This window comes from Kribbella sp. NPDC004536, assembly GCF_042873835.1.
Taxonomy (GTDB): domain Bacteria; phylum Actinomycetota; class Actinomycetes; order Propionibacteriales; family Kribbellaceae; genus Kribbella.
Genome location: NZ_JBIALY010000003.1, coordinates 526,692 through 540,635, shown reverse-complemented (window position 1 = coordinate 540,635; position 13,944 = coordinate 526,692). Strand labels below are relative to the sequence as shown.

At 69.0% G+C, this 13,944-nt stretch carries 14 protein-coding genes; 5 read left to right on the top strand and 9 right to left on the bottom strand.

Features of this window, described 5'->3' with window-relative positions; translation table 11 throughout:
- Positions 1-25 precede the first annotated feature (25 nt).
- From hpf to mtrA, 5 genes are all read right to left on the bottom strand, one after another.
- A complete protein-coding gene (hpf, locus tag ACFYRU_RS27780; RefSeq protein ID WP_387663667.1) occupies positions 26-649 on the bottom strand; it encodes a ribosome hibernation-promoting factor, HPF/YfiA family in 624 nt (207 codons plus the stop codon).
- A gap of 216 nt (positions 650-865) precedes the next feature.
- Positions 866-1,549, bottom strand: a complete 684-nt coding sequence (locus ACFYRU_RS27775) for a ComF family protein (RefSeq protein ID WP_387663665.1) — start codon at positions 1,547-1,549, stop codon at positions 866-868.
- 63 nt (positions 1,550-1,612) lie between these two features.
- Entirely contained in the window at positions 1,613-3,394 is a 1,782-nt protein-coding gene (locus ACFYRU_RS27770; RefSeq protein ID WP_387663663.1) for an LpqB family beta-propeller domain-containing protein, read from the bottom strand.
- Positions 3,391-5,178, bottom strand: coding sequence for an MtrAB system histidine kinase MtrB (gene mtrB, locus ACFYRU_RS27765; RefSeq protein ID WP_387663661.1), 1,788 nt, complete (start codon positions 5,176-5,178; stop codon positions 3,391-3,393). The genes ACFYRU_RS27770 and mtrB overlap by 4 nt, the downstream gene beginning before the upstream one ends.
- Before the next feature lie 47 nt (positions 5,179-5,225).
- Positions 5,226-5,903 (bottom strand): MtrAB system response regulator MtrA, encoded by a 678-nt coding sequence (gene mtrA, locus ACFYRU_RS27760; RefSeq protein WP_141859693.1) that lies wholly within the window; start codon positions 5,901-5,903, stop codon positions 5,226-5,228.
- A gap of 228 nt (positions 5,904-6,131) precedes the next feature.
- On the opposite strand from mtrA, the gene ACFYRU_RS27755 reads away from it, so the two are divergent.
- The 5 genes from ACFYRU_RS27755 to ACFYRU_RS27735 are packed head-to-tail and all read left to right on the top strand — an operon-like array spanning position 6,132 to position 11,176.
- On the top strand, positions 6,132-7,163 hold the full coding sequence (locus tag ACFYRU_RS27755; protein ID WP_387663659.1) for a hypothetical protein: 1,032 nt from the start codon (positions 6,132-6,134) through the stop codon (positions 7,161-7,163).
- Positions 7,163-7,777, top strand: a complete 615-nt coding sequence (locus ACFYRU_RS27750; protein ID WP_387663657.1) for a DUF4129 domain-containing protein — start codon at positions 7,163-7,165, stop codon at positions 7,775-7,777. Before ACFYRU_RS27755 ends, ACFYRU_RS27750 begins: the two co-directional genes overlap by 1 nt.
- Complete coding sequence (locus ACFYRU_RS27745; RefSeq protein WP_387663655.1) at positions 7,774-8,916, top strand: DUF4350 domain-containing protein; 1,143 nt, start codon at positions 7,774-7,776, stop codon at positions 8,914-8,916. The genes ACFYRU_RS27750 and ACFYRU_RS27745 overlap by 4 nt, the downstream gene beginning before the upstream one ends.
- Positions 8,913-9,884, top strand: coding sequence for an AAA family ATPase (locus ACFYRU_RS27740; RefSeq protein WP_387663654.1), 972 nt, complete (start codon positions 8,913-8,915; stop codon positions 9,882-9,884). The genes ACFYRU_RS27745 and ACFYRU_RS27740 overlap by 4 nt, the downstream gene beginning before the upstream one ends.
- Positions 9,884-11,176, top strand: coding sequence for a DUF58 domain-containing protein (locus ACFYRU_RS27735; RefSeq protein WP_387663652.1), 1,293 nt, complete (start codon positions 9,884-9,886; stop codon positions 11,174-11,176). The genes ACFYRU_RS27740 and ACFYRU_RS27735 overlap by 1 nt, the downstream gene beginning before the upstream one ends.
- Here ACFYRU_RS27735 and ACFYRU_RS27730 read toward each other — a convergent pair.
- Genes ACFYRU_RS27730 through ACFYRU_RS27715 form a run of 4 tightly spaced genes read right to left on the bottom strand, consistent with a single transcriptional unit; the run spans position 11,154 to position 13,941 of the window.
- Positions 11,154-11,843 (bottom strand): phosphotransferase, encoded by a 690-nt coding sequence (locus ACFYRU_RS27730; protein ID WP_387663650.1) that lies wholly within the window; start codon positions 11,841-11,843, stop codon positions 11,154-11,156. The genes ACFYRU_RS27735 and ACFYRU_RS27730 overlap by 23 nt on opposite strands.
- Positions 11,840-12,637 (bottom strand): VOC family protein, encoded by a 798-nt coding sequence (locus tag ACFYRU_RS27725; RefSeq protein WP_387663648.1) that lies wholly within the window; start codon positions 12,635-12,637, stop codon positions 11,840-11,842. Before ACFYRU_RS27725 ends, ACFYRU_RS27730 begins: the two co-directional genes overlap by 4 nt.
- Positions 12,630-12,971 carry an ArsR/SmtB family transcription factor gene (locus ACFYRU_RS27720; protein WP_387663646.1) on the bottom strand — a complete coding sequence of 114 codons (342 nt, stop codon included), beginning with the start codon at positions 12,969-12,971 and terminating at the stop codon, positions 12,630-12,632. The genes ACFYRU_RS27725 and ACFYRU_RS27720 overlap by 8 nt, the downstream gene beginning before the upstream one ends.
- A gap of 22 nt (positions 12,972-12,993) precedes the next feature.
- Complete coding sequence (locus ACFYRU_RS27715) at positions 12,994-13,941, bottom strand: ABC transporter ATP-binding protein (protein ID WP_387663644.1); 948 nt, start codon at positions 13,939-13,941, stop codon at positions 12,994-12,996.
- Positions 13,942-13,944: the final 3 nt, after the last annotated feature.

Sequence of the window (13,944 nt, the reverse complement as noted above, 5' to 3'; positions counted from 1 at the left end):
TTTCGTGTGTGCTCCTCCCGAAGTCTCAGACGGTCAGCCGGATCACGCCGTAGTCGTAACCGCGACGGCGGTACACCACGCTCGGCTGGTTCTCGTCGGCGTCGACGAACAGGTAGAAGTCGTGCCCGACCAGTTCCAGCTCGTAGAGCGCCTGGTCCAGGGTCATCGGCTTGGCGGAGTGGGTCTTCTCGCGCATCACCAGCGGACCGTCGCCGGTGACCGTGAGGGATCCGTACTTGTGCGTCGCCACCTCTTCCTCGGCGACTGGTTCCTCCACTACTGATGTGCCGCCCTGCGGCTGCTTCGCGTTCACGTGCCGCAGGCCTTCCGGCGAGCGCTCACCCCGGTGCACCCGGCGCCGGTCGGCCGCCTTGCGGACCTGGGACCGGAGCCGGTCCAGGCAGACGTCGAACGCCGCCGCCTTGGTCTCTCCGCACGCCTCTGCGCGGACCACAGGACCCTTGGTGTACATCGTGAGCTCGACACGCATCGCCCGATCGTGCTGTCGCGGGTTCTTCTCCTGGCTGACTTCCACCTCGCACCGCAGTACCCGGTGATCGACTTTCTCGATTCGCTCGAGTTTTTCCTCGACGTACTGCCGGAAGCGGTCACTGACCTCGCAGTGATGACCCTTGACAACGACGTCCACGGAAACCTCCATCGATCGGCGACTTCTTTTACGTGTCCGGACCCCCGTACTCGTGCTGACGGGTTCCGAAACGAGAACACCCGCTGTCGAACCTGTCGGACCCCGTGGCGAGGAATCCGGCTGATCCGGTCCTCCGCCACTCCACTGCCCGACAAGCCCTAGCGGGTGTCATAGGCCAACGCTAGTCGGCTTCGGCGAAAACCGGTAGAGAAGTTCTCATGAACCAGACGCCCGATGTCGCGCGGTGGCGGCCAGCACGGCGCATCCGAGCACCTGGATTCCCGCCGATTCCAAGGCACGGCAGGCCTCGCTGAGCGTGGAACCGGTGGTGATCACGTCGTCGACCAGCAGGACCGGTTGATCGATCAGCGTTTCAGCCCAGCGCGAACGCAGCCCGAATGCGCCGTCCAGGTTGGCGGTACGGCGTTCCGCGGACAGCCCGGCCTGGTCGTCGGGACGGCCGACGACCCGCAGCGCCGGTGCGGTCCGGGCGTCGATCCCCTGTCTGCACAGGGATCTGACGGCAGCCTTCGTAATTCGCCGGAGCGGATCGTGCCCGCGCCGCCGGACCGTTGCCCGCGGCGACGGAACCGGGCACACCCAGACCGCTCGCCGCTCACCGAGCGCGGCCCGGACAGCCTCCGCGAGCAGCCGGCCGAGCGGTCCGGCCAAGGTGTACCGGGCGTTCTCCTTGTGCGCCACGATCAGCCGGCGGAGCTCCCCGGCGTACGGCGCGGCGGCGGTCGGCGGCGGCAGACCCGGGGGTCGCGGATCCGGCCAGGCACGGAACGGAGTCGTCCCCGTCAGTAGCCGACGGCAACCACCACAGAGAGTGACACCGGGCCGCTCACACCCCGCACACCGCCCACCCAGCACCAGATCCACGAACCCGCCGAACACCACCCAACCGTCCCCGAGCCTGCTCCCGCGACGCAACCGGGCAGCTGGAAGCCTGTGGACAACTCAGCCTGGGTAGGTCGGGACGATCACCGGGTGGTTCTTCTCGCTGTCCATCGTGACCCAGGCGAGGTCCTTGCTGAGCCAGTGGATCTGGCCGTCGTCGTCCTGGATCACCGGGAGGGTGTCCTTGTTCGGGTTCGAGGCGACGCGTTCCGGCGTGAAGTCCGGCGTCGAACCGGGCAGCAGCTGCAGGCTGGAGCCGTCGGCGTTCACCGACCAGACCTGGTGCTTGGTGTTGCCGGGCGAACCACCGGCGCCGATCACGATGATGCCCTGCTTGCTCCACGCCGCGTCGGAGATGTTCGTCAACGGCAGCCGCAACGGACGGAAGGCCCCAAGCACCAACTGCTTGCCGTTGTTCGTGGTCTGCACCGTCGCGGTCTCGACGTAATTCTGTGTGGTGCCGGCGGTCTGCATCACCAGGAGCACCCGTACGCCGTCAGGCGCCATCCGCAGCGCCACCGGGGTGTCGCCCTTGAAGTCCGTGGCGATCGGGGTCAGCCCGGGCGTGTCACCGGTGTGCACCCGGAACCGTGGATGAGCAGTGTCGGCCCGGTCCAGGACCCAGAGGTTGCCGTCGTAGTCGTAGCTCGGCGGCAACGTCTCGCCCTCGACCTTGAAGGTCCCCTCCTTGTCGTCCTTCCCGGTGGGGTCGAGCAGCCCGTAGACCACGTCGTGCCCGTCGAGCGTGACGATCGCCCCGGCGTCGCCTCTCGGGGTGACAGCGAACGACTGGGCCTTCTTGCCGGCCAGAGGACCGTTGTTGACTCCCTGGGCCTCCACGTTGGTGGAGCCGTCCAGGCCGACGATCCGCTGCGGCTGGTCGTTCATGATCCCGTACAGCCGAGTCATGGAGGTGCCTGGCACCTGCGGGTCGAACTGGCTGAAGTTGGCGAACGGCAGTACTTCCGGATCGTCCGGGAGCAGCGGTGCGCCGCCGACGGTGATCTTGGCGCGGAGATTGAGCTGGTTGAGCGTCCAGACGATCTGTGCGGCCAGCAGCCGCCGGTCCGGGTCACGGAGCGAGCCCGCGGTGTCGTTGAGCGCCACGGTGGCCACACCGAGGTCAACCGGGACCGAGACCTGCACCTCGGTGCCAGGGGGCGCTGCAGAGACCACACCGTTTCCCAGGCGGCTGGTGGGACCCTTCAGCAGCTCCTGGATCAGCTGTGTCGCGGCTTGACCGGACGGCAGCGTCTGCGGGAGGTAGACCGGGTCCGGGACCAGCATGTTGCGGCCCTGGTTGAGGAAGTACAGGTCGCGAGGTGCCAGCTTCAGGTCGACCTGGTTGCTGCCCAGGTACGCGCCCGGCGGCGCCGAGTCGACGCGGAGCTGGTCGTTGACCTTCTTGAGCTTGAAGAAGAAGTCGGCCTTGGCGTTGGCCGGCGCGGGGATCCACTCGCCGCGCTCGTCGATGGTGGCGATCATCTTCGCCGACAGCTGGATCCCGTCTCCTTTGCGGGTCAGCGAGTCGGGCTGCTGGTCGTACACGACCGTTTGCTTCTCCGGCTTCCAGGCGCCGGCCGCTTCCGGGGTCATGTACTGGCGGGCCACGTCGTAGGCCTGCGAGTCCGACATCGCCTCGAGGAAGCCGTTGACGATCGCCATGTCGCCGACGTTCGGCCGCGGCGGCTTGGCCTCGACGCCGACACCGCCCAGGTCGGGCGCCTGCCCGGCGCGGTCGCCGCTGCGGATGGTGCCCTTGGTCGGTACCGCCGCGCAGCCGGCCAGCATCGCCATTGGCACCAGCAGGGAGACCAGTACCACGAGCAGCCGGCGCCTCACCGGTCCTCACCGCCGTTCAGTTTCTGGTACGGCGCGCCGACGTCGACGAGCTCCGTGATCACGCGGGTGGCGTCCGCCGGGCGGGGCGGCAGCGGCGAACCGGTGAGCGCCACGTCCGGGCGGCGCGGCAGCGTCAGCCGGAAGTACGCGCCCTCGCCCGGCGAGCCCCACGCATCCAGCCGGCCACCGTGCAGCCGGGCGTCCTCGAGCGCGATCGACAGGCCGAGGCCGGTACCGCCGGTGGTCCGGGCCCGCGCCGGGTCGGCCCGCCAGAACCGGCTGAAGACCATCTCGGCCTCCTCGGCGCGGAAGCCGACCCCGTGGTCGCGGACCGCCACGGCGGCCGCGTCGTCGTCGAAGGCCGTGCTGATCTTGATCGGCAGGCCCTCGCTGTGCTCGATCGCGTTGCCGATCAGGTTCCGCAGGATCCGCTCGATCCGGCGCGAGTCGACCTTGGCCCGGCACGGCGCCGGCATGTCCAGCTCGACCGGGCAGCCCTTGCGTTCGAGCAGCGTCTCGTGGTTCTCCAGGACCCGGTTGACGATGTCGCGCAGGTCGACGTCCTCCAGGTCGAGGGCGGCCGCGCCGGCGTCGAAGCGGCTGATCTCGAGCAGGTCGGCGAGCAGTTCCTCGAACCGGTTGAGCTCGTTCTGCAGGAGCTCGACGGAGCGGCGGCTGATCGGGTCGAACTGGTCGCGGCTCTCGTGCAGCAGGTCGGCGGCCATCCGGACCGTGGTCAGCGGCGTCCGCAGCTCGTGCGACACGTCCGACACGAACCGCCGCTGCAGCCGGGACAGCTCTTCGAGCCGACGGATCTGCCGTTGCAGGTTGGAGGCCATCTTGTTGAAGGAGACCGCCAGCCGGGCCAGGTCGTCGGTGCCGCGGACCTGCATGCGCTCCTCGAGCTTGCCGGCCGCCAGCCGCTCGGCGATCCGCCGTGCCATCCGTACGGGCGTCACGACCTGCCGCGTGACCAGCCAGGCGATAGCACCGAGCAGAACGATCAGCAGCAAGCCCGCGGTGACAAGAGCGCGCTGTACGACGTCCAGGGTCTCCTGCTGCGCCGTGAGCGGGAACAGGAAGTAGATGGAGTACTTGTCACCGGTGGAGTCGATCCGGATCTGGGAGCCGATCACCAGGCCCGGGACGCTCGGGCTGTCCCGGTAGTTGATCTGCGTGTACGTGTCCCACAGCTTGTCGCCGTCGCTGACCACGGAGGACGCCAGCGCCTGCGGGATCGAGTCACTGTCGACCAGGCCGGTGTACCGGATCGCGTTGGACGCCGCCTGGTCGGTCGGAACCAGTAGTACGTCGTACAAGCCGGGGCGGTTCGTACCGAGGACAAGCTCCGACAGCTGCTGGTTGACGGTGTTGCGGTTGGCCGCGTCGATCGAGGCGGACAGCTGCTGCAGCTGCGCCCGTACCTCAGCCTGTGCGCTGGTACGGCGGGACTCCAGGACACCGTCGGTGACCTGGCTCATCATCACCCAGCCGACCAGGATCAGTACCAGCGTCGACATCAGCAGGGTGCCGGTCACGATCCGGGCCTGGATCGAGCGCCGCCAGATGTCCGGCCAGTGCTTGGGATGGGTACGCCACGGCGGCTTCGGCTGGGCAGACCAGTCCGCCGCGGCGGACGTCAGCTCCAGCTCCGTTCCGCGGGACTCGGCCTTCTCCTGCTCGGGCGGGGCCGACTGCCCGGTGCCCGGCGAAGCGCCCTGCGAGGTGCCCCGAGAGGTGCCCCGAGAGGTGCTCTGCCCGGACTCGGTCGCCGGCTCCACCACGGTGGCGTCGGCGGCCGCCTGCGGCTCTTGGCCGCGACCGTACTCGATCAGTCCGCACCAGCCTTGTATCCGACACCGCGGACCGTGACGACGATCTCCGGGTGCTCAGGGTCCTTCTCGATCTTGGAGCGCAGCCGCTGGACGTGCACGTTGACCAGCCGGGTGTCGGCGGCGTGCCGGTAGCCCCAGACCTGCTCCAGCAGCACCTCGCGGGTGAAAACCTGCCAGGGCTTCGACGCCAGGCAGACCAGCAGGTCGAACTCCAGCGGCGTCAGCTGGATCGTCTCGCCGGCCCGCTTCACCGAGTGGCCGGCCACGTCGATGGTCAGGTCGCCGATGGTCAGCGACTCCGGACCGGGCTCGTCCATCCGGCGCAGCCGGGCCCGGATCCGGGCCACCAGCTCCTTCGGCTTGAACGGCTTCACCACGTAGTCGTCGGCGCCGGACTCCAGCCCGAGCACGACGTCCACGGTGTCGCTCTTCGCGGTCAGCATCACGATCGGCACGCCGGACTCGGCCCGGATCGCCCGGCAGACGTCGATCCCGTCCATCCCGGGCAGCATCAGGTCGAGCAGCAGCAGGTCGGGCTTGAACTCCCGGAACGCCGGTACCGCTTTGTCACCGGTCGCGCACAGATAGGTGTCGTAGCCCTCGTTGCGCAGCACGATGCTGAGCATCTCCGACAACGCGGTGTCGTCGTCGACGATGAGGATGCGGCCCCTCATCGTCCGGTTACCGTCTGCCACGCCCATAGCTCCTTGCCGTCCGCTTGCCGACCGATCGGGATGCGCGCGGCAGGTGCCGGGCCGTACGCACTACGGATAGTGTCCCATTCCCCGGGTAGTGCACACGCCGGATCGCCGTATGACCCCAGGTTGGGCTGTGATCAACGGGGATCATGGTGCACAGCCGGGGTCCACCACAACTCCGTCACCCTGGAGGGGAGGTACGCAGTGGCCGATCGGGAGGCCGACCAGAGCATGCGGTTGCACGACGACGTGGCCGGTGAGCCGCTGCGTCCCTGGCTGCCCGCCGACCTGCTGGACAACGCGGCCCGGACGATCTCCGACAACAAGACGATCATGCTGGGCCTGCCGGTGCTGGCCGGGATCGCGCTGGTCGCACTGCAGGCCGTACTGACCGAGGTCGCCGTACCAGGTGGTCTGAGCGGGTTCTTCGGAGCGGACGACCCGTTCGGACAGGCCGGGGCGGCCTTGCTGCTCACGTACGGCGTGCAGGTCGTGCTGTTCTCGGTGGTGTCGAGCATGCTGGCGGGGATCATCGCCCTGGCCGCGGTCCGGAGCCAGCTGGCGCACCGGGCCGGTCCACGCGAGCTGATGCGGCTGGTACGGCCTGCGCTTCCTGCGCTCGCTGCTGTCGGCCTGGTGCAGTCCCTGTCGTTCGTACTGCTCATCGGTGGCTGGGGCCTGGCAGTACTCGGCATCGGGGCTGGTGCGGACGCCGCGATCTCTTCTGACGTTGCAGGCGCTGTCGCGCTCATCATGATGTTCGTCGGCGGGGTACTGGTGCTGATCTTCGGGATCCGGCTCGTCCTCGCCGGCACGGTCGTACTGATGGAGGGCAGGCACTCGCCTGACATCGGCCTGTACATCCCCGAGCGGGTAGGGGTTTGGGGGGCTTTGCGGCGGTCCTGGCGGCTGGTGCGTGGGAAGTTCTGGCGGGTGTTCGGGATCCTGCTGTTCGGCGGGCTGGTGGTGAACATCATCAGCTACGCACTGCAGTTCGGTGTGACGTCGCTGATGATCACGGTCGGCTCCTGGGCAGGCCCGGACGGCAGCACCGCGGCCACGGTGGTGACGATCGTGCTCGGGGCCGCGGTCGGCGTCGCGACCTTGATGACGCTGATCGCGAGCCTGGCGTTCATGTCCGCCGTGCAGGCCCTGATCTATCTGGACCTGCGGGTCCGGCGGGAGGGCCTTGACCTGTGGATGCGTCCGGCACTGCGGTCCGGGGGGCCTGCGTGATGTTCTTCCCGCTGGAGCCGCCCGTCGACATCGACCGGGACCAGGCCGCCCGAGAGGCGGCCAAGGAGCTGTCGAAGTCGGCGTACCGGGACTCGGGCTCGCTGATCGAGAAGGCACTCGGCAAGGTGGTCGGCTGGATCCAGGACCTGCTGGACAGCCTCACGGGCTCCTCGCCGAACGGGCACGCCGGTCTGGCGATGCTGATCGGTCTGCTCGTGCTGATCGTGGTCGTGGTGCTCTGGCGGGCCGGTGTGCTGCGGACCAGTCGCAGGGTGAAGTCGCAGGCCGTCTTCGACACCGCCCGCCCGCGGAGCGCGGCGGAGTACCGCGCACTGGCTGAGCGGGAGGCGGCATCGGGTGACTTCACGTCGGCGATCCGCAGCCGGTTCCGCGCCTGCGTGGCCGAGCTGACCGAACGCACCGTACTGGACGAGCGCCCGGGGCGTACTGCGTACGAGGTGGTCACCGACGTCCCAGCACTGCGAGCCGTACTGCAACCGGCTGCTCATGCCTTCGCGGAGGTTGTCTACGGCAACCGTCCGGGGACCCGCGAGCGGTACGAGGCCGTGGTGACCGCTGACAACGCAGCACGGATCGCCAAGGTGGCCGTATGAGTACGTCGATGAGCCGGGACGTCGGCGAGACGTGGCGGGCCCTGCGTACACCCCTGCTCGTGACAGCTCTCGTGGTGCTGGCCGCGATCGGCGTACTGATCGCTACGTCGGCACGGACCTCAGGACCGTTCAGCCCGGACTCCACGAAGTCCGACGGCGCACGGGCGCTGGCGGCGTTGCTGGAGAACCACAACGTCGCCGTACACAGCACTGAGTCGCTGGACGACGCCGCACAACCAGGCGACGGCAAGGCGCTGCTCGTGGGGCCGTCCGGTGCGCTGGACGACTCCGACTGGCAACAGATCGTCAAGGCTCGCTGGAGCCACGTCATCCTCATCCGGCCGAGCACACGAGCTCTGACTGCGCTTGCGCCCGGTGTGTCCTTGAGCGGTGACTCCGTGACGTCGCGCAGCCGTGAGCCAGGCTGTGACCTCCCCGCCGCGGTCAAGGCCGGTACAGCCACGGTCAGCGGGCCGACGTACATCGCACCGGAGAACGCGGACACCTGTTACGGCGACGGCATCCACAACACGGTGGTGCGGCTGCAGGTCGGCGAGCAGACCGTCGACGTGATCGGTACGCCGTTGTCGTTCACCAACGACCAGCTCGCGGACGACGGCAACGCGGCGCTGGCGCTCAACCTGATCGGTACGCATCACGACCTCACCTGGTACCTGCCGCAATGGGAGTCGACCGGCGTCGACACCCCGGACGGCGACAGCCCGCCGTTGATCCCGCCGGCCGTCCGCTACATCGGCTGGGCGCTTGCGTTCGCAGTACTGGTCGTAGCGATCTGGCGCGGCCGGCGGCTCGGCCCTGTCGTCGCGGAACGGCTCCCAGTGATCGTGCACGCTGCCGAGACCACAGAGGGCCGCGCGCGGCTTTACCGTCGCTCCAGAGCCAGGGACCGTGCTGCTGCGGCTTTGCGGGAGTCAGCGCTCGGCCAGCTGCACAAGGCGCACGGCATCCCGAGACGGGCCGACCAGTCAGCCGTTGTCGCTACCGTCGCAGCACGCACCGGTAGAGACCCAGCGATGCTGTACGAACTGCTCTACGGTCTCCCGCCACTGTCCGACGCCGCTTTGATGTCCTTGTCCCAGGAACTCGACGTACTGACGCAGGAGGTACGACACCCGTGACGACTACCGAGGTCACCGCCGACCAGGCCCGGCAGGCGCTGGTCGCGCTCCGGACCGAGATCGGCAAGGCGGTGGTCGGCCAGGACACCGCTGTGACCGCACTGGTACTCGCTTTGCTCTGCCGCGGCCACGTGCTGCTGGAGGGCGTTCCTGGTACGGCGAAGACGCTGATGGTGCGGGCTCTGTCGACCGCGATGCGGCTGGACACCAAACGGGTGCAGTTCACCCCCGACCTGATGCCGGGTGACGTGACCGGCTCGCTGGTGTACGACGCGAAGACGTCGGAGTTCGAGTTCCGCCCCGGCCCGGTGTTCACGAACATCCTGCTGGCGGACGAGATCAACCGGACGCCACCGAAGACACAGGCCGCGCTGCTGGAGGCCATGGAGGAGCGGCAGGTCACCGTGGACGGCGAGCCGCGCAAGCTGCCCGTTCCGTTCGTCGTCGCCGCCACCCAGAACCCCGTGGAGTACGAGGGCACCTATCCGCTGCCCGAGGCGCAGCTGGACCGGTTCCTGCTCAAGGTGACGCTGGACATCCCGCCACGCGACGCAGAGATCGCCGTACTGGCTCGCCACGCGCAAGGCTTCGATCCGCGCGACCTGGCCGCTGCAGGTCTTCGTCCCGTGGCCGGTCCGGAGGATCTTGAGGCCGGCCAGCAGGCCGTACGCCGCGTAGCGGTGCGGGACGACGTACTGGCGTACGTCGTCGACCTGTGCCGCGCCACGCGCCAGTCGCCGTCACTGCAGCTGGGTGTATCGCCCCGTGGTGCTACTGCGTTGCTCGCCGTTTCCCGTGCGTGGGCGTGGCTCTCCGGCCGGGACTACGTGATCCCGGACGATGTGAAGGCGATGGCTCGTCCCTGTCTTCGGCACCGGATCCAGGTGCGGCCGGAGGCGGAGCTGGAGGGTGTCAGCCCGGACGCAGTACTGGAGAGCGTGCTCGCTACGGTGCCGGTGCCACGCTGATGGTTCTCACTGGCCGGGCCGGCATCTTGGCAGCCGCTGGAGTGGTGTTCGTCGCTCTGGTGATGCCGTCGTGGGCTGGGGTCGGTGTGGTGGTCGCTGCGGTGCTGGCGGTCTGTCTGGTGGACATCCTGCTGGCCGGGTCGCCGCGGCGGTTGCAGTTCAGCCGTGAGGGCGACAGCGCCGTACGGCTCGGTGAGCAGGCTGTGGTGAACATGCTGGTCACCAACCCGGGCCGCCGGGTGAAGGGGCTGCTACGGGACGCATGGCCGCCGTCGGCCGGCGTACTGGATCGCCCGCACAAGCTGGACGTGCCGCATGGTGAGAGGCGTCGGCTGACGACGCATCTAGTACCTACGCGGCGGGGCGATCGGCAGGCTGTTCGCGTGACCGTACGGTCCGTTGGGCCGCTGGGGTTCGCGGGCCGGCAGGGGTCGCACGTGGTGCCGTGGACGGTGCGGGCGTTGCCTCCGTTCAAGAGCCGCAAGCACCTGCCGTCGCGGCTGGCCCGGCTGCGGGAGCTGGACGGGCGTACGGCGTTGCTGGTCCGCGGGCAAGGTACGGAGTTCGACTCGTTGCGGGACTACGTACCGGGCGACGACGTCCGCAGCATCGACTGGCGGGCGACCGCACGGCGCGGGAACGTCGTACTGCGGACCTGGCGGCCGGAGCGGGACCGGCAGGTCGCGATCGTGATCGACTCCGGACGGCTGTCCGCGGGGCGGGTCGGCGACGCGCCGCGGCTCGACCACGCGATGGACGCCGCGCTGCTGCTGGCCGCGCTCGCCACCCGAGCGGGTGACCGGGTTTCGTTGCTGGCTTGCGATTCCGCCGTCCGGGCCGACGTACGGCGTCCGGCGCCGGAGGACGTCCTGCCGTCGTTCGTGAACGCGCTGGCGAACGTCGACGCGGAGCTGGTGCAGACCGACTTCCGGATCGTCGTCTCCCAGGTCCTCGAACGTCTCGGTCAGCGCTCACTGGTCGTCCTGCTGACCGGGCTGGATCCCGCCGCGATCGAGGAGTCACTGCTCCCGGTCATCGGACCGCTGCTCCGCCGTCACGTGGTCCTGCTCGCCTCGGTCGCCGATCCCCGGCTCACCGAGCTCGAGTCCAGCCGCACGGACCTGGTCGAGGTGTACGGGGCGGCATCCGCAGCCCGTACCCGCCTGGACCGCGAACGCCTGACCGCCACCCTCACCCGCGCCGGGGTGACGGTCGTCGACGAGCCGCCGGACAAGATCGCGCCGGCTCTGGCCGACACGTACCTCGCGCTCAAGAAGGCCGGGCGGCTCTGAGGGCTGCTTCGAAGGTGTGGCGGTTGGTCGTGACGAAGGCATGTTCTCGGTGGGACCAGGCGATTCGTTCCGGTGCTGCTTCGCACGGTCTGTCGGCCCAGAACTGTGCGTTGTTCAGCTGGCTTTGCAGGATGGCGTCGGTCAGCGGGGTGGTGTCCTCCAGGCCGTAGGCGTTCGCCAGGACGGCTACTTGGTGGGCTTGCCTCAGGGGGTCCGCGTGTTTGGAGGCTATGCACCAGGTCCAGGCGGCGTAGCCCAGGTCTTCCAGGGGGTCGCCGGGAGCGGCCAGGTCGAAGTCGAAGATCGCGGTGGGGACGCCGTCGTTGAAGACGAAGTTGGTGGGGGCTGGGTCGTGGTGGCAGACGACCTTGTGGTCGCCGGCGAGGTGTGTGTTGCGGGTGGCGTCGTGGAACGCGCGCAGGATCACGGCCGCCGCGGCTATCTGTTGGTCTTCCCAACGTTGATATCGCGACGGCACGTCGCCTTCCAGGTAGGTCAGGATGTCGCGGCCCTTCTCGTCCCGACCTAGGTAGTTCGGTGTGAAGTCCTTGTCTGCAAGGAGTTCCAGGAGGACCGCCGTGAAGGACGATGCGGGCCGACGTACGGTGTCGCCGACCCGCACGACACCGGGCGTCATCCGGCCGCCCGTGAGTGGCTGTTCGATCACGGCATCGTCGGCCGTGCTTGCAGGAACGTCCAGCGGTGCCCTTCCAGGTCCTCGGCCTCGTAGCACTTGTACCCGTGCTGGTGGATCTCGCTCAGGATCTTGGCGCCACCCTCACTGGCCTGCGCGAAGTGCGCGTCGAGGTCGTCGACGTACACCCAGGTCGCGTGATCCGCTGCCGGTGCGCCCGGCTCGCTCCGGCGGAGCAGGACGATCGAGGACGCGCCCGCGTGCAGCTCGATCCAGGACGGCTGGCGGCCCTCCTCCGGCACGCGGTCCCAGGTCTCGAGCCCGAACACCGTGTGCAGCCAGCGCGCCGCGGCGGCCGGATCCTCGTACGACAACGCGACCGCGAGCCGACCGACCTCGCGTACCTGGTGCGGCGCCGTGTCGCGGCGGGCAACCCAGGCCGGGAACCAGTGCAGCACGTTCTGCCAGGAGTAGACGGCCTCGGTGCCGCCAGGGATCAGTGCCTCGACCACGGTCACGCGGGTGCCGTCAGCGATCGGGTCGAAGGTCACCGTGGTCTCGGTGTCGTCCGTCGAACTCCGGTACTCGAACCGCACGCCCGGCTCCCACGCGGTGATCACGCCGCGCTCCAGCGCGTCGTCGGCGTACACCTCGAGGATCCGGCCGCCGACACCCGGCTCGACCCGGATCTCGATCGCCCGGGACGAGTCCCAGAAGTTGATCGGGCCGCGGACCCACCACAGGTCGATCTCCGCGGTGAAGACCTGGAACGCGGTGGCGGGATCGACGGGGACCTCCACGGACGCGGTCGCGGACGGTTCAGGCATCGGACTTCCCCTTCTGCTCGACATGTCGTTTGAAGGCACCCAACTGATCGCGCCAGTGCGCCTGGACCTGGTCGAGCCAGGCCTGCACGGCGACCACGGGCTCGGGGTTCAGCCGGAACACGCGAACCCGCGCGTCGTCCGGCACCCGCTCGTCGGCGACCAGGCCGGCCTCCAGCAGGATCCGCAGGTGCCGGCTCATCGCGGGCGAGGACGACCCGGTCGCGGCCGCCAGTTGCCCGGCGCGCTGCGGCCCGTCGCCCAGCAGCTGGACAACCTGCCGCCGGGTCGGATCAGCCAGCACCTCGAAGAACCGGTCCACCTGATCTTGCGCCATGACGCAATAGTTCTACTTCTTGTTAACTATTGTCAACGGCTGGAACCAAGTGACAGGCGACCTGGTGGCCTTCGGCGGCCGGCAGGACGTCGAGCCGGGTGCTCTTGCAGGCGTCGGTTCCGTTGCCGGCGGCCACCAGTTGGCAGCGTGGATGGAAGCGGCAGCCGGACGGGATGCGGGTCGGGTCAGGTGGTTCGCCGGTGAGGACGATCCGGGCCGGAGATTCGGGAAGGACGGAGAGCAGGGCCTTCGTGTACGGGTGCTGGGGGTGGGTGAGGACGTCTTCGGTCGGGCCGGTCTCGACGATCCGGCCGAGGTACATGACGGCGACCCGGTCGGCGATGTTCCAGGCCAGGCCGAGATCGTGGGTGACGACGAGCGCGGACAGGCCGAGGTCGTCGCGCAACCTCAGCAGCAAGGCCAGAATCTCACCCCGCACCGACGCATCCAGCGACGCCACCGGCTCGTCCGCGACCAGCACCTTCGGCTCCAACGCCAAAGCCCCTGCAATCACGACACGCTGACGCTGCCCGCCGGACAGCTCATGCGGATACCGCTGAAAGAACCGCTCCGGCGGCCGCAGCCCCGCCCGCGCCAACGCGGAGGCAACCAGCGCCTCCTGGTCAGGCAGGCCGTGGATGCGGGGACCCTCGGCCACTGCTTCGTAGACGGTGTGGCGGGGATTGAGGGAGCCCATCGGGTCCTGGAGGACGAGCTGGACCTGGCGGCGGAAGGCGCGGAGCGCGCGGGTCGAGTAGTTCAGCGGCGTACCGTCGTACGTGATCCGCCCAGCACTCGGCCGTTCGAGGCCGAGCAGCGTCCGGGCGAGCGTGGTCTTCCCGCAGCCCGACTCGCCCACCAGCGCGACGATCTCACCGGCCCCGACGGACAGGTTCACACCGTCGACGGCCCGCGCCCGGCGCCCGCCACGGCCGGAGAACTCGACCCGCAGATCAGTTGCCTCTAGCAAAAG

Bases quoted from the DNA above. Each gene is read 5' to 3' on its own strand.
- mtrA (WP_141859693.1), bottom strand. From the start codon at position 5,903: ATGAGGGGCCGCATCCTCATCGTCGACGACGACACCGCGTTGTCGGAG.
- ACFYRU_RS27750 (WP_387663657.1), top strand. From the start codon at position 7,163: ATGTTCTTCCCGCTGGAGCCGCCCGTCGACATCGACCGGGACCAGGCC.
- ACFYRU_RS27745 (WP_387663655.1), top strand. From the start codon at position 7,774: ATGAGTACGTCGATGAGCCGGGACGTCGGCGAGACGTGGCGGGCCCTG.
- ACFYRU_RS27735 (WP_387663652.1), top strand. From the start codon at position 9,884: ATGGTTCTCACTGGCCGGGCCGGCATCTTGGCAGCCGCTGGAGTGGTG.
- ACFYRU_RS27725 (WP_387663648.1), bottom strand. From the start codon at position 12,637: ATGCCTGAACCGTCCGCGACCGCGTCCGTGGAGGTCCCCGTCGATCCC.
- ACFYRU_RS27720 (WP_387663646.1), bottom strand. From the start codon at position 12,971: ATGGCGCAAGATCAGGTGGACCGGTTCTTCGAGGTGCTGGCTGATCCG.